Genomic DNA, 18755 nt, shown 5'->3' with positions numbered 1-18755 from the left:
CGAGCCTTTCGCATGTCACTCAATCCTGGCCAGGCCGAAGAGTATCGCCAGCGCCATGAGCAAATCTGGCCGGAGCTGGTCGATGCCTTGCGCAGCGCAGGCGTGTCGGATTACCGGATCTTTCTCGACCCCCAGTCCTTCGCGCTGTTCGCGGTCATGACTCACGACGACGTGCATCAGCTGGACCAGCTGCACACCCTTGAGGTGATGCAGCGCTGGTGGCAATACATGCAGCCGATCATGCACAGCCATCCGGACGCTTCACCGGTCACCGTGGATCTGCAGCCAGTTTTCAGCCTCGCTCGAGACTGAAGACCGGCTGCGGCAAATACGTCAATCAATAACAACAAAAGGACGCGAACGTGGAAATCATCCTCCTGGGTGTGGTGCTGCATTTCATCGGAGGCTCGGCCTCGGGCAGTTTTTACATCCCCTACAAGAAGGTTCGAGGCTGGGCCTGGGAAAGCTACTGGATCACCGGGGGCCTGGCGTCGTGGCTGATCGTGCCGCTGATTGCCGCGCAACTGACGGTGCCGGGTTTTATCGACATTCTGCGTCAGGCCGATGGCGTGACCCTGTTCTGGACCTACGTGTTCGGCGTGTTGTGGGGCATCGGCGGGCTGACCTTCGGCCTGACGATGCGCTATCTGGGGTTGTCGCTCGGGATGTCGCTGGTCATGGGCCTGACCTCGGCATTGGGCGCGCTGATGCCGGCGCTGTATCGCGACCTGTTCACCGACGCCAGGGCCGGTACCCTGAGCGAGATGGTCACCAGCGCCAGCGGCAACTGGGTGCTGTGGGGCGTGGCGGTCTCGCTGGTGGGTATCGCGCTGTGCGGCCGGGCCGGGATGCTCAAGGAGCGTGAAGTCAGTGCTGAAACCAAGTTCGCAAGCATCAGTGAATTCTCCCTGAGCAAGGGCGCGCTGGTGGCAGTCATTTCCGGGGTGCTGAGCGCCTGTTTCAGCTACGGCATCAGCGCCGGGCGCCCTTTGGCCGAGGCCGCGGTGCAGCATGGCGCCAACAGCCTGTTCCAGAACAACGTGACGTTCATGGTGATCATGTGGGGCGGCCTGACCACCAACGCCCTCTGGTGCCTGTGGCTCAACAAGCGCAACCGTAGCTTCGGCGACTACACCAACACCCAGACTCCGCTGCTGCGCAACTACCTGCTGGTGGCCTGCGCCGGGACGCTCTGGTTCCTGCAGTTCTTCTTCTACGGCATGGGCGAGAGCCGCCTGAACAACGATGCCAGTTCCTGGGTGCTGCACATGTCTTTCATCATCATCGTGTCCAACTGCTGGGGCCTGTATTTCCGAGAGTGGCAGGGCACCAGCACCTCAAACAGAACCGTGCTGGTATCGGGCATCGTGGTGATTCTGGGAGCCATCGGCATGGTCGGCTATGGCAATTATCTGAGCTGAATCCGTCGCGGATTCAGCGTTTGATCGATCAAGGAGATTTCTATGTTACTGGCAGACAAAACCGTCATCATCACCGGCGCCTCCCGCGGAATCGGCCGCGCGGCGGCCGCTGAGTGTGCACGGCAGGGCGCGCGCGTGGTCATCGGCCACAGTGGAAGCGAGCAGGGCACAGAGGCTGCGCGCAGCCTGGTCGAGGAGATAGAAGCCTTCGGCGGCAAAGCGGTGGAAGTGGGCAGCGATGCGGCAGACCCGGACACCGGCGAGCGTCTGGTGGCCGGGGCGCTGGAGGCGTTCGGCAGTGTCGATGTGTTCGTCAACAATGCGGGCATCTGCCCGTTCCATTCTTTCCTCGACATGCCGCGCGAGGTTTACCTCAAGACTGTCAACACCAACCTCAACGGTGCTTACTTCGCCGTGCAGGCGGCTGCCAACCAGATGAAGAAGCAAGGCCGGGGCGGGGCGATCATTGCCGTGAGTTCGATCAGTGCGCTGGTCGGCGGCGGCATGCAGACCCACTACACGCCAACCAAGGCCGGCCTGCACTCGCTGATGCAGTCCTGCGCCATTGCGCTTGGGCCTTACGGCATTCGTTGCAATTCGGTATTGCCCGGTACCATCGCCACTGACATCAACAAGGACGATCTGGCCGACCAGGAAAAACTCGCCTACATGACGTCACGCACGCCGCTGGGACGCCTGGGAGAACCCCAGGACGTGGCAGGCCCGATTGTCTTTCTCGCCTCGGACATGGCCCGCTATGTAACGGGGGCTTCATTGCTGGTCGACGGTGGGCTGTTCGTGAACTTGCAGTAGTTCGGCGTCGTGCGTCGTGATGGCAAAGAGCGCAGCTTTTTGCCACCCGACGCAGCGGGCACAGAGTGGATTGCGGGTTTTAATAAGAACTATTACTATTCGCGCCTTTCTCTCCCCCAACATCCCATCCCATGTCCCTCAAGCTGCCACGAAGCAAAGGCTTTCTTGATCACTACGAAGAGCTCGTGGGCACCTGGACGCGTCGTTTGAAGAACCGTCAGCAGGCCGAAGACCTGACCCATGATGCGTTCGTGCGGGTCCTTGAATCGGGTGGGGCCAGTGTCGAGCAGCCGCGGGCGTATTTGCACCAGACTGCGCGCAACATCGCGGTCGACACCTGGCGCCGGGAAGATCGGCGTTTTGAGCTTGAAAACCAGTCCATCGACAGTTCAGCCGGCCACGAAGGTGACCCGGAGGCGTTCATGCATGCCGTTCAGTTGGCGGATTCGGTCGAGCGGGCGCTGGCCGAGCTGCCGCTCAATTGCCGCAAGGTGTTCATCTGGCAGAAGCTCGAAGGGCTCACGCAGCTGGAAATCGCCGAACGCCTGGGGTTGAGCAAGAACATGGTGGAAAAGTATATGATCCGCACACTTCGCCATTTGCGTGACCGGCTGGACGCCTCGGGCAAATGAAGCCGTGTCATCGGGTACAGGCCCGCCCTTTATCAGCTCAGGAAATTCCATGACGACGGACCGTGAATGCCCGTGCGGCACCGATACCGTACGCGATCAGGCAGCCTTCTGGTTCGCCCGCTCGCGCGACGGCGTCCTGAGCGCGGAAGAACAGGCCGGCTTTGAAGCCTGGCTGGCCGAGCACGACCAGCACGCCCATGAGTTTCGCCTGCTGCAGAACCTCTGGGGCGCTGCCGACCTGCTGCCCCGCGCGCGCCTCGAAGCGCTGTGCGAAGCCGATGCGCCGACGCCGTTGCATCCCCCGAAAGCCTCGACCCGCCGCGGCTTTGTCCGTTACGCGGTGGCGGCCAGCCTGGTGGCGATGGTGGGGGCAGGCGCGCTGTACTTCGGCATGAACAGCCAGCCTGACTACAGCGCCGAATTCGCCACCGTGCTGGGCGAGCGGCGTCAGGTGGCATTACCCGATGGTTCGGTGCTGGACCTCAACGGTCGCACGCGCCTGAAGGTACATTTCTACAGCGCCAGCCGCCAGATCGAGCTGGTCGAAGGCGAGGCGATGTTCAGCGTCGAGCACGACACCTCGCGGCCGTTCGTGGTGCAGACCGGCCACGGTTCGGTGACGGTCACCGGCACGCGCTTCGATGTGCGCAGCGATCCGGCGCTGACCCGGGTCGCGGTGGAGTCCGGTACGGTCAAGGTCAAGGGCCGCGCCGATGAGCAGGGCAATCAGGTCACCCTGACGGCGGGCCTGGGCTCGAACATCGACGCCAACGGCAAGGTGACCCCGGCGCTGGCGGTCAACACCGCAGCGATCACCGCCTGGCGCGGCGGCAAGCTGGTGTTCAACGACGCGGCGCTCAAGGATGTGGTGCAGGACGTCTCGCGCTACCGGGAGAAACCGCTGCGGGTGGCCCAGGGCAAAACCGAAAACCTGCGCCTGACCAGCGTGTTCAAATCCGACGACACCGACGCTCTATTACGGGCTTTGCCGAGCATCCTGCCGGTGGCGGTGCGGACGCTTGCCGATGGCAGTCAGGAAATTTTTTCAAAATAGATTCAGGTTTTTTTCGCGTCCTTCGTCTTCTTGTCCAACTGCGATTGCTTAGCATTCAAAAAAACGCAGGCGTGCCCCGCATTTCGGACTTCAGGACAAGAAACGACGTGAAAAACAATAGACTCAACGCGCTTCAACTGGCGGTCAGCCGCTCGCTGCCATCAGCTCCATCGGTGCAATCCTCGCGCTGGCTGCCCTGGGTGCTGGCGATTGCCGTCGGCACCGGCGCCAGCAACAGCTTCGCCGAAGGCGCGCCGACCGCCATTCACATTCAGGCCCAGGCGCTGGGCGCTGCGTTGAGTCAACTGGGTCAGCAGACCTCCCTGCAATTGTTCTTCAGCCCTGATCTGGTCGCTGGCAAGCAGGCGCCAGCGGTCGATGGCAACCTGTCGCCCGAGCAGGCGCTGCGTTCGCTGCTCCAGGGCAGCGGCCTGGACTACGAAATGTCCGCCGACACCGTGGTGCTCAAGCCGGCGGGCACTAGCGCTTCGGCCACCCCCGGCAGCATGGAAATCGCGCCCATGGAAGTGAAAGTGGTGGGCGACTGGCTGGGCGATGCCGACCAGGCCGTGGTGCAGAACCACCCCGGCGCACGCACCGTGGTGCGGCGTCAGGCCATGGTCGAGCAGGGCGCGCAGAACGTCGGTGACGTGCTGCGGCGGATCCCCGGCGTGCAGGTGCAGGAATCCAACGGCACCGGTGGCAGCGATATCTCCCTGAACGTCGGCGTACGCGGTCTGACGTCGCGCCTGTCGCCACGCTCCACCGTGTTGATCGACGGCGTACCGGCGGCGTTCGCGCCTTATGGCCAGCCGCAGTTGTCCATGGCGCCGATTTCCTCGGGCAACCTGGACAGCATCGACGTGGTGCGCGGCGCGGGCTCCGTGCGTTACGGGCCGCAGAACGTGGGCGGGGTGATCAACTTCGTGACCCGGGCGATTCCGGAAAAACTCAGCGGCGATCTGTCCAGCACCATCGAAACCAGCCGTCACGGCGGCTACAAGAACATGGAAACCCTGTTCCTCGGTGGCACCGCCGACAACGGCCTGGGCGCCGCCTTGCTGTATTCGACGGTCAATGGCTCAGGCTACCGTTCGAGCAACAATGACAACGACATCAACGACGTCATGCTCAAGACCCACTGGGCGCTGACCGAGGAAGACGACCTGTCGGTCAACTTCCACTACTACGACGCCACCGCCGACATGCCCGGCGGCCTGACCCAGAAGCAGTTCGACGCCAACCCGTACCAGTCCGACCGCGACTACGACAACTTCACCGGCCGGCGCAAGGACGTGTCGATCAAGTACAAGCGCCAGATCGACGACTCGACCCAGGCCGAAGTGCTGACCTACTACACCGACAGCTTTCGCGGCAGCAACATCGCCGCTCGCGATCAGAAGACTCTGGGCTCGTTCCCGCGCAGCTACCACACCTTTGGCATCGAGCCGCGGGTGTCCCACGTGCTGGACCTGGGGCCGACCACTCAGGAAGTCAGCGTCGGCGCGCGTTACCTGAAAGAAGCCATGCACGAACAGGCCTCGCGCCTGGGCCTGGTCAACAACACGCCGGTGGCGATTCCGGGCTCAGACGGGCACGTCTATCAGGACCGCACCGGCGGCACCGAGGCCACCGCGTTCTATATCGACGACAAGATCGACGTGGGCAAGTGGACCATCACCCCGGGCATCCGCTTCGAGCGCATCAGCACCGACTGGCACGAGCGCCCGGTGCTGGGCACCAACGGCGTGCGGGTGCAGGAGAAGGACCGCAGCGTCAACAACAACGAGCCGCTGCCGGCGCTGAGCGTGATGTATCACCTCTCGGATGAGTGGAAGTTGTTCGCCAACTACGAGACCTCGTTCGGCAGCCTGCAGTACTTTCAGGTGGCCCAGGGCGGCATCGGCAACGACACCGCCAACGGCCTGCAACCGGAAAAGGCCAAGACCTACGAGCTGGGTACGCGCTATGACAACGGCACCTGGGGCGGCGAGCTGACGGCGTTCTACATCGACTTCGACGACGAACTGCAATACATCAGCAACGACGTGGGCTGGACCAATCTGGGCGCGACCAAGCACCAGGGCATCGAGGCCTCGGCGCACTATGACCTCAGCGCGCTGGACGCACGCCTGCAAGGCCTGACCGCCAACGCCGGTTTCACCTACACCCGCGCCACCTACGAAGGCGACATCCCGGGCTTCAAGGGCCGCGATCTGCCGTTCTATTCCCGCCAGGTGGCGACGGTCGGCCTGCGTTATGAAGTGGACCGCTGGACCTACAACATCGACGGCTACGCCCAGTCCAAACAGCGCGCACCGGGCACCGGCACCAATGCCGACGGCAGCTTCAACGGCAACTACATCACCGAGCCGTCCGCCGATGGCCAGTACGGCAACATCCCCGGTTATGTGACCTGGAACCTGCGTGGCGCCTATGACTTCGGCAAAACCCTGTCCAACCTGAAACTGGGCGCGGGGGTGAAGAACGTCTTCGACCACCAGTATTTCACCCGCTCCAGCGACAACAACTCGGGCATCTACCTGGGCCAGCCGCGGACGTTCTTCGTGCAGGCTAGCGTGGGGTTCTGATTCAGCACTGCATTGCGTGAGCAAGAGCGCCTACGGGCGCTCTTTTTCGTTAATCCGGAAAACTGAACTGGAAACTCACCGCCCGGTGATCCGAAGGTCCCGCCGGCAGCACTGTCCCGGTCGAGGGCTGGGTACCGTTGACCACGGCATAATCGAGCACGCTGAGCGGCGCAGTACTGGGGTGGGTTTCGGAAGCGGGTAACGCCAGTTCCGCGATGTCGGGCGGAGAGATCCAGTTCCCTCGGTGCAGGGCGACATTGTCTGGAACGGGACGTGGATCCCTGTTGAAATCTCCCAGCAGGATGAAGCGCGAGGGCGTGTGCCAGCTGACTTCACGCAGCATGCGCGGGGCATTGACGCCGCCACCGGAGATTGAGTGAAAACTGTAGACGGTGATGAGTTCCTGTGAAGTCGATCGAAACCTGAGTTGCACGCCCAGCGCCGGGCGATTGAACCGGCCGCTCTCACTGTTCGGCAGGCCGTCGGAAATCAACACGGGACGCACGATGTCCAGTCCGCTGGCCTCCGAAACGACGATGGCCAGATTGACCCGCAAGCGTTGAACATCGATGAAGAAGATCTGATACCGCTCCGGGCGCGAATCCGTTCCGGCGTTCCAGCGGTAATGCTCTATCTGGAAGGGCGTTCCAAACTGGTCCAGAACCGCGATGTGGTGCACGAGCTCTGCGGAGCTGGGCATGACCCCCACTTCCTGCAAGGCCACCACGGCGTTGGCGCGAGCCAGTTGCAGGACAAATGTACGCCATTTGGCGTCGGTCGCCTCCGATACGCCCTGCATGTTCCAGGTCGCGACCTGGACTGAGTGGCCGTCCGCCAAGGGCACCCTGCCAAGCTCGATCAGCGCGTCCTGGGCGTCATCGCGAATCAGTGCGTGGTAGTAATCACGGATTCCCCCTTGCAGACGAATCCGCGCGAGCCACGGGCCGTGCGCCGCGCCGACGATGATCTGCAACAGTCTCAGCGCATCGCCATGGTCGAGGGTTTGAGGACCCTCTGGCGCCCGTAGGCCGTTCATGATCAGGGCGTGGTGCAGGTGATAGAAGCTCAGCAGCAATGGGTAGCTGTCCCGGGGATGCACGGCGGTGATGCGAGCGATGATGCGCGGATCGTTGTACAAGCGGCGAAACGTTGATGTGAGTATCAGCGCGTAGTTGCCTTGCGCGCGTTCGTTGGTGCTGCGGATGTGATGGGTCGACAGGTAATACACCAGCCAGGTGGCCGTGTGCCGCGCGTTGTCGGGGTGGGTTTGCAGGAGGTCGAAGATGTCCGTCACGATGACTTCCAGTTGTGTTTCGAAGTCGGTCATGGTGGCGGAGGGCAGCAACTGCATCAGGGTGTAGTTGTGAAGGGTGTTGTCAACCGGCATGGGCGAGGCTCTCCATCAGGAAGCAGAAGGCGTGGCGGGTTCAACGTAGCCGGGAAAAACCGCGACCAGTGCGCCGTCCTGGACGGCCACCCCGGGGCTCCCCCACCCGCATTGCACGCCGCTGCTGGAGATGAGCGGGCTGATGGCGTTGCCGTCGTAGGTGTATTGATCCAGCCCATGGTTCCTGCCGATGAAGACCAGTTTGAGCAGTCCGTTGTGTACCGCAAGGCCTGGGGAGTGGCCATACATTTTTTCTACCAGCAGGACGCTCCTCGTCCAGTTTTCGCCATCGCTTTTGAGCAGATAGACCTTCTTGTCGTCGCGATCTTCATAAATCAGGTGAATCAGGTTTTGATAGGTGGTTGCGACAGGACTCAGGTAGGTATACGCGTTGTTGGCGTTGTATCGCTTGATGGTCTGCCACGCGCTCCAGGTGATCAGATTGGTGGTCGTTCGGTAGAAGATGCTTGAGTAGTCAGGACGCTTGTAGAACATATGCAGCACGCCATTGAGGACTGCGAACGCCGGGGTCTGTGACAGCCCGCCTCGCAGCTCTGACGTCTGGGTGAAGGTCTGTGTCTGTTCGTCGAACCTGCACACCGCGAGGAGGTTGGGTGTCTTTCTGTATGCGATGACCAGGTGGTCTTTGAAAGACGCAAGTCCGGGTATCTCGGTGCTGACCAGGCCTGTGAGTGGCGTGCCGACGTTCCAGTGCGATGAAGAGGGCTGCCTGCGGCTCATCCTCACTTCAGTGCCGCTGAGGTAGACGCAATACAGAACGTTTTTGTGCAGTACCATGCGGCAGCTTTCCGAGGAGGCCTCGTCGAGCAGGGTTGAACCGGTGAGGATGCCGTGCCGGTTCTGTGTGTAATTCAAGTTCATGTTCGTGAGTTTCCTGAAGAAGGGAAGCCTCACGTAATCGTGCTGCGGCAGAGCTTTCTATCGGACCCCAGCCCTCTTGAAGGTGGGAAAGGGCGACTGGTAAAGGAGGATGCAGGACAAGAAAAGCGCCGAACGGATAGGCTCAAGCCTTGACGACAATTTGTAACGGGACAATACTTCGCCCAGATTCATATAGATGACTATATAAATACAACAGCGAAGCGCCTCCCATGAATAGACTGTCCAGTGATGTCCGCCTGCCGCTCTACCAACGTCTGCGCGACCAGTTGGCCGAGCAGATCGCCAATAACCGCTGGCGTCCGGGGGAAGCGATTCCTACCGAAGCCGCCTTGTCCAGTGAGTACTGCCTGTCCACCGGTACGGTGCGCAAGGCCATCGACATGCTGGTGGCCGAAAACATTCTCGAGCGTCAGCAGGGGCGGGGCACGTTCATTCGGCGTCCGCAGTTCCAGTCTTCGCTGTTCCGTTTCTTCCGTTTCCAGAGCGTGTCCGGCGAGCGTCAGGTTCCGGAAAGCCGCATTCTCTCCATCGACCCTGTCACTGCGCCGTCCGCGGTATCTCAGGCCCTGGGCCTGCCGCTGGAAGCCCCGGTGATCCGCATGATCCGTCTGCGTCTGCTGGACGCCCAGCCGGTGCTGGCCGAAGAGATCTGGTTGCCGCAAGTGCAGTTCCAGACCCTGCTGGAAACCGACCTGAGCAAACAGGGCCCGCTGTTGTACCCCATTTACGAAGAGTTGTGTGGCCAGGTGGTCGCCTATGCCGAAGAAACCCTCACCGCCGAGGCAATCAATGACGTGCATGCGCGCCTGCTGCAGGTGCCTGCGGGCAGCCCCGTGGTGGTGATCGAGCGTCTGGCGCGCAACTACGCAGGGCAACCCCTGGAATGGCGCCGCTCGCGCGGGCATGCCAGCCATTTCCGTTACAGCGTCGATATTCGTTAGGGTCCAGACGCTGCACGTGGACATGCCGCAGGCGTGTGGGAGTGAGCTTGCTCACGAACTCATGGGCCCGGCCACTGCGTATGGAGCGTCTGCATCTCTTCGTGAGCAAGCTCACTCCCACAGGGGGTCGTGATCTCGCTCAAATCAATATCAGGCCTGTCACATGAGAACAGGCTCAACAACAACTGCCGCATCACACGCAATAAGGACAAGAAATCATGTTCAACTGGTATCGCCAAGTCACTCCTCGGGAGCGCAAAACGTTCTGGGCCTGTTTCGGCGGATGGTCGCTGGATGCCCTTGAAGTCCAGATGTTCGGCCTGGCGATTCCGGCGCTGATCGCAGCCTTCGCCCTGAGCAAGGGCGACGCGGGCCTGATCAGCGGCGTGACCCTGGTCACCTCGGCATTGGGCGGCTGGGTCGGCGGCACGCTGTCGGACCGTTACGGCCGGGTGCGCACCCTGCAGTGGATGATCCTCTGGTTCTCGTTCTTCACCTTCCTGTCGGCGTTCGTCACCGGCTTCAGCTCGCTGCTGGTGGTCAAGGCCCTGCAAGGCTTCGGCATCGGCGGCGAGTGGGCGGCCGGCGCGGTGCTGATGGCCGAGACCATCAACCCCAAATACCGCGGCAAGGTCATGGGCACCGTGCAGAGCGCCTGGGCCGTGGGCTGGGGCCTGGCGGTGGGCGTGTTCACCCTGATCTACTCGCTGGTGCCGGCCGATATCGCCTGGCGCGTGATGTTCCTGGTCGGCCTGCTGCCGTCGCTGCTGATCATCTGGGTGCGTCGCAACGTCGAGGAGCCGGACAGCTTCCAGCGCCTGCAAAAGAACAACGCTATCCCGCAGAGTTTCTTCAAATCCCTGGCCGGCATCTTCCGTCCTGAACTGCTGCGCGTAACCCTGCTCGGCGGCCTGCTGGGCCTGGGCGCACACGGCGGTTATCACGCGGTCATGACCTGGCTGCCGACCTTCCTGAAAACCGAGCGCAACCTGTCGGTACTCAACTCCGGCGGCTACCTGGCGGTGATCATTTTCGCCTTCTGGTGTGGCTGCGTGGCCAGCGGTTTCATGATCGACCGCATCGGCCGTCGCATGAACATCGTGCTGTTCGCCCTGTGCTGCGTGATCACCGTGCAGTGCTATGTGTTCTTGCCGCTGACCAACACCCAGATGCTGTTCCTGGGCTTCCCGCTGGGCTTCTTCGCCGCGGGTATCCCGGCGAGCCTGGGTGCGCTGTTCAACGAGCTGTACCCGGCTGACGTGCGCGGTGCGGGCGTGGGCTTCTGCTACAACTTCGGCCGCGTTTTGTCCTCGGTGTTCCCGTTCCTGGTCGGCCACATGAGCGAGTCGATGTCGCTGGGTTCGGCCATCGGCATCGACGCCGGTATCGCGTATGGCGTAGCCGTGCTGGCCGCGTTGTGCCTGCCGGAAACCCGTGGCCGCAGCCTGGAAAACAGCGCCGCTGCCGCTCAAGGTTCTGCCGGGCACAACGAAACCGCCAGCGCCTGATGTGCTACCTGTGCGGCGGCCGGCTGAACCGGGCGCCGCACGTTCTTCGATAGATGAGACCCATGTCCGATACCTTTCCCGCGTCGATTCTTGGCATCGACGGCCACGCACACGTATTCAGCAGGGAGCTGGATCTGACCTCGGCACGACGCTATTCGCCCGACTACGACGCCACCCTGGCGCAGTATCAGCACAACCTGCAGGGCCACGGCCTGAGCCATGGGGTGCTGGTGCAGCCGAGCTTTCTGGGCACCGACAACAGCTACCTGCTGAACGCGCTCAAGCAGGCGCCAACGCAGCTGCGCGGGGTGGTCGTGGTGGATCGCGACATCAGCCGCGCCGAGCTGGATGCGATGGACCGTCTGGGCGTGGTCGGCATTCGTCTGAACCTGATGGGCAAGGCGCTGCCGGATTTTTCCGAGCCTGAGTGGAAGGGGCTGTTCGGGCACATCGCCGAACTGGACTGGCACGTGGAACTGCATCGCCATGTGGCGGACATTCCTGAGCTGATTCGCGGCCTGATGCCGTTTGGCGTCAAGGTGGTGATCGATCACTTTGGCCGTCCTGACGCGCGCCTTGGCCTGGAGCAACCCGGCTTTCGCGAGATGCTCGAACTGGGCCTGAGCGGTCAGGTGTGGATGAAGGTCTCGGGTATCTATCGGCTGGAGGGCAGCGAGCAGGAGAACCTCGACTTCGCCCGCGCCGCGTTCCCGTCGCTGGAGCAGAGCTTCGGCGCCCAGCGCATGGTCTGGGGCAGTGACTGGCCGCACACCCAGCACGAAGGCCGTGTCTCGTACGGGACCGTGGTCGAGCAATTGCAGGCGCTGGGTTGCTCGGCGCAAGCGATGCGCTCGCTGTTGATCGAAGCGCCGCAGGTGTTGTTCGATTTTGCGGTGGTCGAGGCCTAGGAGCGCATTTTCCGATAGCCATGTCTGCTTCGGCCGAAGGCGTGGGAGCCGGCTTGCTGGCGAATGCGTCAGATCAGACGCTGCAACGTTGAATGACCAATTGCATTCGCCAGCAAGCCGGCTCCCACAGGTTTGTGCTCGCAAGCTCGCGCTATAAATTGCTTTTCCAGCCACCTCCCAGCGCCACCATCAATCCCACACTGGCCTGCAACCGGCTGGTGTCGATTTCCTGCAAGCGCCGCTGCGCCTGTAGCGCGGTGGTCTGGGCGGTGACCACGTCCAGGTAATTCACGGCGCCAGCCTCGTAGCTGCTGGTGGCCATGCGTTCGGCGTTTGTCGCGGCGTCGACGGCGGCCTGCTGGTCGGCGGATTCGCGTTGCAGATCGCGCAATTGCCCCAGATTGTCTTCCACCTCGCGCACGGCCTTGAGCACCTGGCTGTGGTAGTGCGCGGCGGCCTCTTCGAATTCCGCGTGGGCTGCGCGTTCATCGGCGCTGCGTTTGCCGCCATCGAAAATCGGCAGGTTGACCAGCGGCCCCAGCGCCCAGAAGCGATTGGCCGCGGCCAGCAAGTTACCGTTGCCCTGAGTCTGGCCGCCGAGCAGGCCGGTCAGGCTGAAGTCCGGGTACCACGCGGCTTTGGCTACGCCAATGTTGGCGTTGGCGGCGAACACCCGACGTTCGGCGGCGGCGATGTCAGGGCGCTGTTGCAGCAGGGAGCCGGGCAGCGCTTGCGGGATCTCCGGCTGCTTGAGGGCCGTGCTGTCGTGGATCAGCGTCAGTTGGCTCGGCAACACGCCGACCAGTTCGGCAATGGCGTGCTGATTGAGATCGCTCTGGGCCTGCACATCGTCCAGTTGCGCCTGGGCTTCGGCCAGTTGGCTCTGGGCGCGGGTCAGGTCCAGTTCCGAGGCGATCTTGCCCTCGTAACGGTCGCGGGTCAGCTTCAGCGCCTGGCTGTAGTCATCCAGCGAGGTGCGCAGAATCCGGCTTTGCGCATCCAGCCCCCGCGCCTGCACATACAGGGTCGCCAGTTGTTTTTGCAGGCTCAGGCGCGCCACGGCCAAGTCATCCGCCGAGGCCTGGGCCTGGGCGTCACCGGCGGCCACCTGATTGCGAATGCGGCCCCAGAGGTCCGGGTCGAAGTTCAGGCTGAACCCGGCGGTGTCGCTGTTGTACACCGAAGGCTGATTGCTGCCGCGTAAGGGCTTGCGGTCCGACTGGCGCTGACGCAGCGGCGCGACGCCGGCGTTGACCTGCGGGAACAGCCCCGAGTGCAACTGGCTGGCGTAGGCGAGCGACGCATCGTAGTGCGCCAGTGCTGCTGCCAGGTCCGGGTTGGCCGTGAGCAATTGCTGTTGCAGGTCATCGAGTTGCCGGTCGCCAAACAGCTGCCACCACTGGGCATTCAGGCGGTCGGCGGGTTGTGCGGGGTGCCAGGGGCCGGCCGATTCCTGGTAATGCTCAGGCAGCGCCACGCTGGGGGCGTGATAGACCGGCGCCAGCGAACAGCCTTGCAGCGTCATGGCGATGACCAGAGCCAAGCCTTCAAGCCTTGGGCGCATGCTCACCTCCTGCGTCTGCCAGTTGCACCGGGTCGTTCTCGCGCAGCGCGTCAGGTGGGTTGTCGACCACTTTGTCTGCCGCCTGCAGGCCCTGATCGATCACCAGCCGGTCGCCCAGGTCCATGGCGATATGAATGTTGCGCAGGTGCACGTGGCCGGCGTTGTCCAGTGTCGCCACCTGGGTGCCCTTGGCGCGGAAGATCAGCGCACTGGCCGGAATGCTCACGCCATGGCTGCCCGCTGTAACGGGCAGCGTGGTGTCGGCGTAATCACCGGGCAGCAAGGCGCCATTGGGGTTGTCCGCCACGAACTGCGCGAGCAGGGTGCCGGAGCGCGGATCGACCGCCGTGGAGTCGCCCATCAAAGTGGCCGTGAAGGTCTGCCCGGGATGTTCCGGAACGCTCAGTTTCACCTGCATGCCGGGCGTGATCACGCTGGCGTAGTTCTGCGGGATCGGCACGTACAAGCGCAGGCGATGGGTGTCGGCCATGCTGAACAGCGCAGTACCGCCGCCATCGTCGGCCTTGATCAACTGGCCGATGTCGGTGTTGCGCGCGGTGACGGTGCCGCTGAACGGCGCGCGAATGGTCTTGTACGCGGTCAGGTCGGTCAGGCGTTGGTAATCGGCGTTGGCGGCTTGCAGGTCAGCCTTGGCCGCCGTCGCCGCCGAGACTTTCTCGTCCACTTCCTGTTGCGACACCGAGTGGGTCGCCAACAGGTGCTGCCAGCGTTCGGCGGTGGTCTGGGCGATACGCGTGGTGGCCTGCTGCTGCGCCAGATGGGCGCGGGTCTGGGCCAGTTGCTCATCGAGTTCCGGACTGTCGATCTGCGCCAATACCTGCCCGGCCTGGACCTGGGCGCCGATGTCCGCGCTCCAGCTTTTCAGATATCCGCTGACCCGGGCGTTGATCGAGGCCTTGCTCCAGGCCTCCAGCCGGGCGGGCAGTTGCAGGGTGTCGCCCTGGGCGTTCTGCGACGGCGAGATCACTGTGACCACCGGCACCGACTGGCTTTCGGTCCAGGCCGCGACGGCATGCTCATGGCGTGTGCGGGCCGCCAGACCGTTGGCGACCAGCAGCGCCGCCAGGGTCAGGCCGCCGATGCCGGTGAGCATCAGGCGTTTGCGCGAAGGGGCGTTTTCAGACGACATGGGGTGTTTCTCCATCAGTGGCACGGGCTTCATTGGCGAGGGTCGGATTTATGGAGCGGGGCTGCGATTTGCGGTGCACCAGGCTGAACACCACGGGCACGAACAACAGGGTGGCGGTGGTGGCCAGGATCAGCCCGCCGATCACAGCGCGGCCCAGTGGTGCGTTCTGTTCTTGAGAGATCGCCAGCGGCAGCATGCCGATGATCATCGCCAGGGCGGTCATGCAAACGGGCCTAAAGCGCGTGTAACCGGCTTCCAGCGCCGCGAGCAGGGCGTCGCCATGTTCGGCCAGGCGCTCGCGGCAGAAGCTCACCACCAGAATCGAGTTGGCGGTGGCCACGCCCATGCACAGGATCGCCCCGGTCAAGGCCGGCACCGACAGCGAGGTGCCGGACAGGAACAGCATCCAGACGATCCCGGCCAGCGCCGCAGGCAAGGCGGTGATGATCACAAAGGGGTCGGTCCACGACTGGAAGTTGACCACGATCAGCAGGTAGATCAGCGCCACCGCGCCCAGCAGACCCAGGCTCAGGCCGCTGAAGGCTTCGTGCAGGGCGTCGATCTGGCCGTGCAGGGTGATCGTCGCGCCCTTGGGCCGCAGCTGCGCCATGCTGTCGATGACCTGTTGTACGTCCTTGGCCACGCCGCCCAGATCACGCGCCTGAACGTTGGCGAACAGGTCCAGCGTCGGCTCGATGTTGTAGTGGGTGACCACCGCCGGGCTGTCGACCCGCTTGATGGTCGCCAGGCCGCCGAGGATCTGCGACTGGCCATCGCTGCCAGTGATCGGCAGCGCTTCCAGGCTTGGCAGGCTGTCGAGGCGGTATTGCGGGGTGGCGGCGACCACCGAATAGGACACGCCGTTTTTCGGGTTCAGCCAGTAGGTCGGCGCCACTTGCGAGGTGCCGGCCAGCGACGCGCCCAGGCTTGTGGTCACGTCTTTTTCAGTGATGCCCAGCTGCTTGGCGCGCAGACGATCCACGTCCACCTGCAGCGAGGGATAGCCGGTCGATTGCTGGATGCGCAGGTCGGCGATGCCGGGGACGTGCTCAAGGCGCCGCTGCAATTCCAGAGCGTAAGCGCGGTTGGCGTCGTTGTCGGGGCCGGAGATTTTCACGTCCAGCGGGGCCGGGGCGCCGAAGTTGAGGATCTGGCTGCTGATGTCCGCCGGCAGGAAGGCGAACTGGCTGCCGGGGAAGCTCTGCGGCAGTGCTTCGCGCAGGCGTTTGACGTAATCGGCGGTGGGCGCGTGGCCTTCCTTGAGCGTGACCTGAATGTCGCCGTCCTGCGGGCCGATGGTGCCGCTGGCGCTGTAGGCCATGTCGATGCCGCTGAGCGGGATGCCGATGTTGTCGATGACGGTGTCCAGTTCATTGGCCGGAATGATCTCGCGAATGCGCTGTTCGATGCGGTCGAAGGCCGCCGCACTTTCTTCGATCCGCGTGCCCAGCGGCAGGCGCACGTGCATCGACAGGGCACCGGCGTCGGTGGCCGGGAAGAAGTCTTCGCCGAGGCTCGGCAGCAGGGCGAAACTGGCCAGCACGCAAGCCAGAAAACCCAAAAGGAACGCCTTGCGCCGCTTGAGCGCCAGCCCCAGCAGGCCGTGATAGACATCGCGAATCGCCGAGAAACGCTTTTCGAACCCCTGCTGGAAACCCAAGGCGCCGCGCAACAGCGCATTGCGCTGGCGGCCATGCTGGTCGCCTTCGTGGTGGTTGATATAGGCGTCTTCAGGGTGATGCCCGGCGCCGCTTTCCAGCACGTGGGGCTTGAGCAGGAACATCGCCAGGGTCGGCACCAGCGTGCGCGACAGCAGGAACGAGCTGCCCATGGCGAAGATCACCGCCAGCGCCATCGGCCGGAACAGGTAGCCGGCGATGCCTTGCAGCATGAACATCGGCACGAACACGATGCAGATGCACAGCAGCGAGACGAACGCCGGGCCGACGATCTGCCGCGCGCCGTCGAGGATGGCGTCCTTGACCGCCTTGCCCTGTTCCAGGTGCCAGTTGATGTTCTCGATGGTCACCGTGGCGTCGTCCACCAGAATCCCCACGGCCAGCGCCAGGCCGCCCAGGGTCATGACGTTGAGGGTCTGCCCGGTGACCGAGAGCAGGGCGATGGCCGACAGCACCGCCAGCGGGATCGACGCGGCGATGATAATGGTCGAGCGCCAGCTGCCAAGGAACAGCAGGATCATCGCGCTAGTCAGCAGGGCGGCGATGATGCCTTCACGGGCCACGCTGCCCACCGATTCCTTGACGAACACCGAGGCGTCGCCCAGCAGCGAGGTCTTCAGCGCCGGTGGCAGGGTTTCGTCGATGCGCGGGAGCATGCTGCGGATGTCGTCGATGATCGACAGGGTCGAGATGTTGCCGTTCTTCAAGGCAGGCATCAGCACCGCGCGCCTGCCGTCGACCCGCACCACGTTGGTCTGCGGCGGTGAGCCGTCACGCACGTGGGCCACCTGGCCGATAGTGATCAGCGCGCCGTTGACGGTCTTGATCGGCAGGTCATTGAGTTCGTCGATGGCCTTGGGGCTGTTGTTGAGCAGCACGGTGTATTCGTCCTGGCCCATCTTCGCCGTGCCCACCGGGATGATCTGGTTGCCCGCCGCCAGCGCATTGCCGACGTCCTGGGCGGACAACCCCTTGGCGTCCAGCGCCTGCGGGTCCAGGTCCAGGGTGATTTGCCGCTGCTTGCCGCCCATGGGCGTCGGCATCGCCAGACCCGGTACGGCGCTCAGCGGCAGTCGGATGCTGTTCTGCACCAGGTCGCGGATCTTCGCCTCCGACAAGGTCGGGCTGGAAAACGCCATCTGCAGGATCGGCACCGTGGAGGCGTTGTAGTTGAGGATCAGCGGCGGGGTGATGCCCGCGGGCATCTGCTTGAGCACGGTTTGTGACACCGCCGTCACCTGGGCGTTGGCGGTGCGGATGTCGACCCCCGGCTGGAAGAAGATCTTGACGATGCCCATGCCGGGCAGCGATTGCGACTCGATGTGTTCGATGTCGTTGACGGTGGTGCTGAGCGAGCGCTCGTAGGTGTAAATCACGCGACCGGCCATGGCATCCGGCGATAACCCTGCGTACTGCCAGACCACCGCCACCACCGGAATGCCGATGTCAGGGAATACGTCCGTAGGCGTCTTGAGCGCCGCCATCGGCCCCACGATACAGATGAATATCGCCAACACGATGAACGTGTACGGCTTGAGCAATGCAGTCTTGACCAGCCCGAGCATGCCGAGAATCTCCCCATTTCGAATGGGCGAAGTCTTGCGGCGGGTACTTAACAGGCAGCTTTCGGCCAAATGAACAAATCGTTAGTCAGGCGCACAAAGAGCTTTCATGGGGTCTTCATTTGTACTTCATCAGGGGTGGGCGCAGCCTTGATTCATTGAAATCCGCACCGGCAAACCGGGGATTTCGCAACGGCTTTCCAACTGCTGAGGTGTGCCATGAAAACCCGATCGTTACTGCTGATCCCCTTGTTAGGCGTGGTGGCCGTGCTGTCCGCCTGCGCCGGCCCCATGCCCAAGGCCGACCCCACCGAGGCCTGGATCGGCCTGCAGGAAGAGCCTTCCGGCGTGCTGATGGCCGAAGACGTCGACGGCCACCGGCTCAGTGACGGCCGCTACTTCGACGTCAAACCCGGCGCGCACAAACTGGACGTCAATCTGATCGTTGAAGGCAACGGCGACGATGGCCAGATGAACTGCGAGGCAGGCATCAAGTTCAGCCAATTCAAGGCGGGCGAGACCTACAAACTGGTCGAATCGAGCCTGGGCGAAGAGTACAGCGTCAAACTGGAAGACTCCCACGGCCATCAACTGGGCCACAGCAAAGACTTCACCTGCATGCCGGGGTGACCCGAAGCTCCC

15 protein-coding genes are annotated in these 18755 nt (G+C 63.2%); 10 read left to right on the top strand and 5 right to left on the bottom strand.

Features of this window, described 5'->3' with window-relative positions:
- Positions 1-12 precede the first annotated feature (12 nt).
- The 6 genes from rhaM to AC1MEK_RS01770 all read left to right on the top strand — a co-directional run bounded on the left by rhaM (position 13) and on the right by AC1MEK_RS01770 (position 6511).
- Entirely contained in the window at positions 13-312 is a 300-nt protein-coding gene (gene rhaM / locus AC1MEK_RS01795) for an L-rhamnose mutarotase (RefSeq protein WP_480394545.1), read from the top strand.
- Positions 313-362: 50 nt separating this feature from the next.
- Positions 363-1421 carry an L-rhamnose/proton symporter RhaT gene (gene rhaT / locus AC1MEK_RS01790; protein WP_480394544.1) on the top strand — a complete coding sequence of 353 codons (1059 nt, stop codon included), beginning with the start codon at positions 363-365 and terminating at the stop codon, positions 1419-1421.
- A 42-nt stretch (positions 1422-1463) separates the two neighbouring features.
- On the top strand, positions 1464-2234 hold the full coding sequence (locus AC1MEK_RS01785) for an SDR family NAD(P)-dependent oxidoreductase (RefSeq protein ID WP_480394543.1): 771 nt from the start codon (positions 1464-1466) through the stop codon (positions 2232-2234).
- A 131-nt stretch (positions 2235-2365) separates the two neighbouring features.
- Positions 2366-2866 (top strand): sigma-70 family RNA polymerase sigma factor, encoded by a 501-nt coding sequence (locus AC1MEK_RS01780; protein WP_480394542.1) that lies wholly within the window; start codon positions 2366-2368, stop codon positions 2864-2866.
- Between the two features lie 49 nt (positions 2867-2915).
- Positions 2916-3920, top strand: coding sequence for a FecR family protein (locus AC1MEK_RS01775; RefSeq protein WP_480394541.1), 1005 nt, complete (start codon positions 2916-2918; stop codon positions 3918-3920).
- 155 nt (positions 3921-4075) lie between these two features.
- On the top strand, positions 4076-6511 hold the full coding sequence (locus AC1MEK_RS01770) for a TonB-dependent siderophore receptor (protein ID WP_480394769.1): 2436 nt from the start codon (positions 4076-4078) through the stop codon (positions 6509-6511).
- Positions 6512-6560: 49 nt separating this feature from the next.
- On the opposite strand, the gene AC1MEK_RS01765 is transcribed toward AC1MEK_RS01770, so the two are convergent.
- A complete protein-coding gene (locus tag AC1MEK_RS01765) occupies positions 6561-7898 on the bottom strand; it encodes an endonuclease/exonuclease/phosphatase family protein (protein WP_480394540.1) in 1338 nt (445 codons plus the stop codon).
- A 15-nt stretch (positions 7899-7913) separates the two neighbouring features.
- Entirely contained in the window at positions 7914-8780 is an 867-nt protein-coding gene (locus tag AC1MEK_RS01760; protein ID WP_480394539.1) for a hypothetical protein, read from the bottom strand.
- A gap of 230 nt (positions 8781-9010) precedes the next feature.
- Here AC1MEK_RS01760 and AC1MEK_RS01755 point away from each other — a divergent pair, with 230 nt between their 5' ends.
- From AC1MEK_RS01755 to AC1MEK_RS01745, 3 genes are all read left to right on the top strand, one after another.
- Entirely contained in the window at positions 9011-9742 is a 732-nt protein-coding gene (locus AC1MEK_RS01755; RefSeq protein ID WP_480394538.1) for a GntR family transcriptional regulator, read from the top strand.
- Between the two features lie 218 nt (positions 9743-9960).
- Positions 9961-11250 (top strand): MFS transporter, encoded by a 1290-nt coding sequence (locus AC1MEK_RS01750; RefSeq protein ID WP_480394537.1) that lies wholly within the window; start codon positions 9961-9963, stop codon positions 11248-11250.
- Between the two features lie 62 nt (positions 11251-11312).
- The gene (locus AC1MEK_RS01745) at positions 11313-12158 is read left to right on the top strand and encodes an amidohydrolase family protein (RefSeq protein ID WP_480394536.1); all 846 of its coding nucleotides are present in this window, start codon (positions 11313-11315) and stop codon (positions 12156-12158) included.
- A gap of 151 nt (positions 12159-12309) precedes the next feature.
- Here AC1MEK_RS01745 and AC1MEK_RS01740 read toward each other — a convergent pair whose 3' ends face one another.
- From AC1MEK_RS01740 to AC1MEK_RS01730, 3 genes are read right to left on the bottom strand one after another with little or no spacing between them, the layout of a single operon-like run.
- Positions 12310-13722, bottom strand: coding sequence for an efflux transporter outer membrane subunit (locus AC1MEK_RS01740; protein ID WP_480394535.1), 1413 nt, complete (start codon positions 13720-13722; stop codon positions 12310-12312).
- Positions 13706-14872, bottom strand: coding sequence for an efflux RND transporter periplasmic adaptor subunit (locus AC1MEK_RS01735; protein ID WP_480394534.1), 1167 nt, complete (start codon positions 14870-14872; stop codon positions 13706-13708). Before AC1MEK_RS01735 ends, AC1MEK_RS01740 begins: the two co-directional genes overlap by 17 nt.
- Positions 14862-18116, bottom strand: coding sequence for an efflux RND transporter permease subunit (locus AC1MEK_RS01730; RefSeq protein ID WP_480394533.1), 3255 nt, complete (start codon positions 18114-18116; stop codon positions 14862-14864). Before AC1MEK_RS01730 ends, AC1MEK_RS01735 begins: the two co-directional genes overlap by 11 nt.
- 216 nt (positions 18117-18332) lie before the next feature.
- Here AC1MEK_RS01730 and AC1MEK_RS01725 point away from each other — a divergent pair, with 216 nt between their 5' ends.
- On the top strand, positions 18333-18743 hold the full coding sequence (locus AC1MEK_RS01725; RefSeq protein WP_480394532.1) for a PA0061/PA0062 family lipoprotein: 411 nt from the start codon (positions 18333-18335) through the stop codon (positions 18741-18743).
- Positions 18744-18755 lie beyond the last annotated feature (12 nt).

The sequence above is a fragment of the Pseudomonas sp. 2 genome, from assembly GCF_056627435.1.
This window is presented reverse-complemented; position numbering and strand designations above follow the sequence as displayed.

What these genes read in the sequence shown, in the direction of transcription:
- AC1MEK_RS01740 (WP_480394535.1), bottom strand. Translation starts at nt 13,722, where the DNA reads ATGCGCCCAAGGCTTGAAGGCTTGGCTCTGGTCATCGCCATGACGCTG.
- AC1MEK_RS01735 (WP_480394534.1), bottom strand. Translation starts at nt 14,872, where the DNA reads ATGTCGTCTGAAAACGCCCCTTCGCGCAAACGCCTGATGCTCACCGGC.
- AC1MEK_RS01745 (WP_480394536.1), top strand. Translation starts at nt 11,313, where the DNA reads ATGTCCGATACCTTTCCCGCGTCGATTCTTGGCATCGACGGCCACGCA.
- rhaM (WP_480394545.1), top strand. Translation starts at nt 13, where the DNA reads ATGTCACTCAATCCTGGCCAGGCCGAAGAGTATCGCCAGCGCCATGAG.
- AC1MEK_RS01755 (WP_480394538.1), top strand. Translation starts at nt 9,011, where the DNA reads ATGAATAGACTGTCCAGTGATGTCCGCCTGCCGCTCTACCAACGTCTG.
- AC1MEK_RS01725 (WP_480394532.1), top strand. Translation starts at nt 18,333, where the DNA reads ATGAAAACCCGATCGTTACTGCTGATCCCCTTGTTAGGCGTGGTGGCC.
- AC1MEK_RS01750 (WP_480394537.1), top strand. Translation starts at nt 9,961, where the DNA reads ATGTTCAACTGGTATCGCCAAGTCACTCCTCGGGAGCGCAAAACGTTC.
- AC1MEK_RS01785 (WP_480394543.1), top strand. Translation starts at nt 1,464, where the DNA reads ATGTTACTGGCAGACAAAACCGTCATCATCACCGGCGCCTCCCGCGGA.
- AC1MEK_RS01765 (WP_480394540.1), bottom strand. Translation starts at nt 7,898, where the DNA reads ATGCCGGTTGACAACACCCTTCACAACTACACCCTGATGCAGTTGCTG.
- AC1MEK_RS01730 (WP_480394533.1), bottom strand. Translation starts at nt 18,116, where the DNA reads ATGCTCGGGCTGGTCAAGACTGCATTGCTCAAGCCGTACACGTTCATC.
- AC1MEK_RS01780 (WP_480394542.1), top strand. Translation starts at nt 2,366, where the DNA reads ATGTCCCTCAAGCTGCCACGAAGCAAAGGCTTTCTTGATCACTACGAA.
- AC1MEK_RS01775 (WP_480394541.1), top strand. Translation starts at nt 2,916, where the DNA reads ATGACGACGGACCGTGAATGCCCGTGCGGCACCGATACCGTACGCGAT.
- AC1MEK_RS01760 (WP_480394539.1), bottom strand. Translation starts at nt 8,780, where the DNA reads ATGAACTTGAATTACACACAGAACCGGCACGGCATCCTCACCGGTTCA.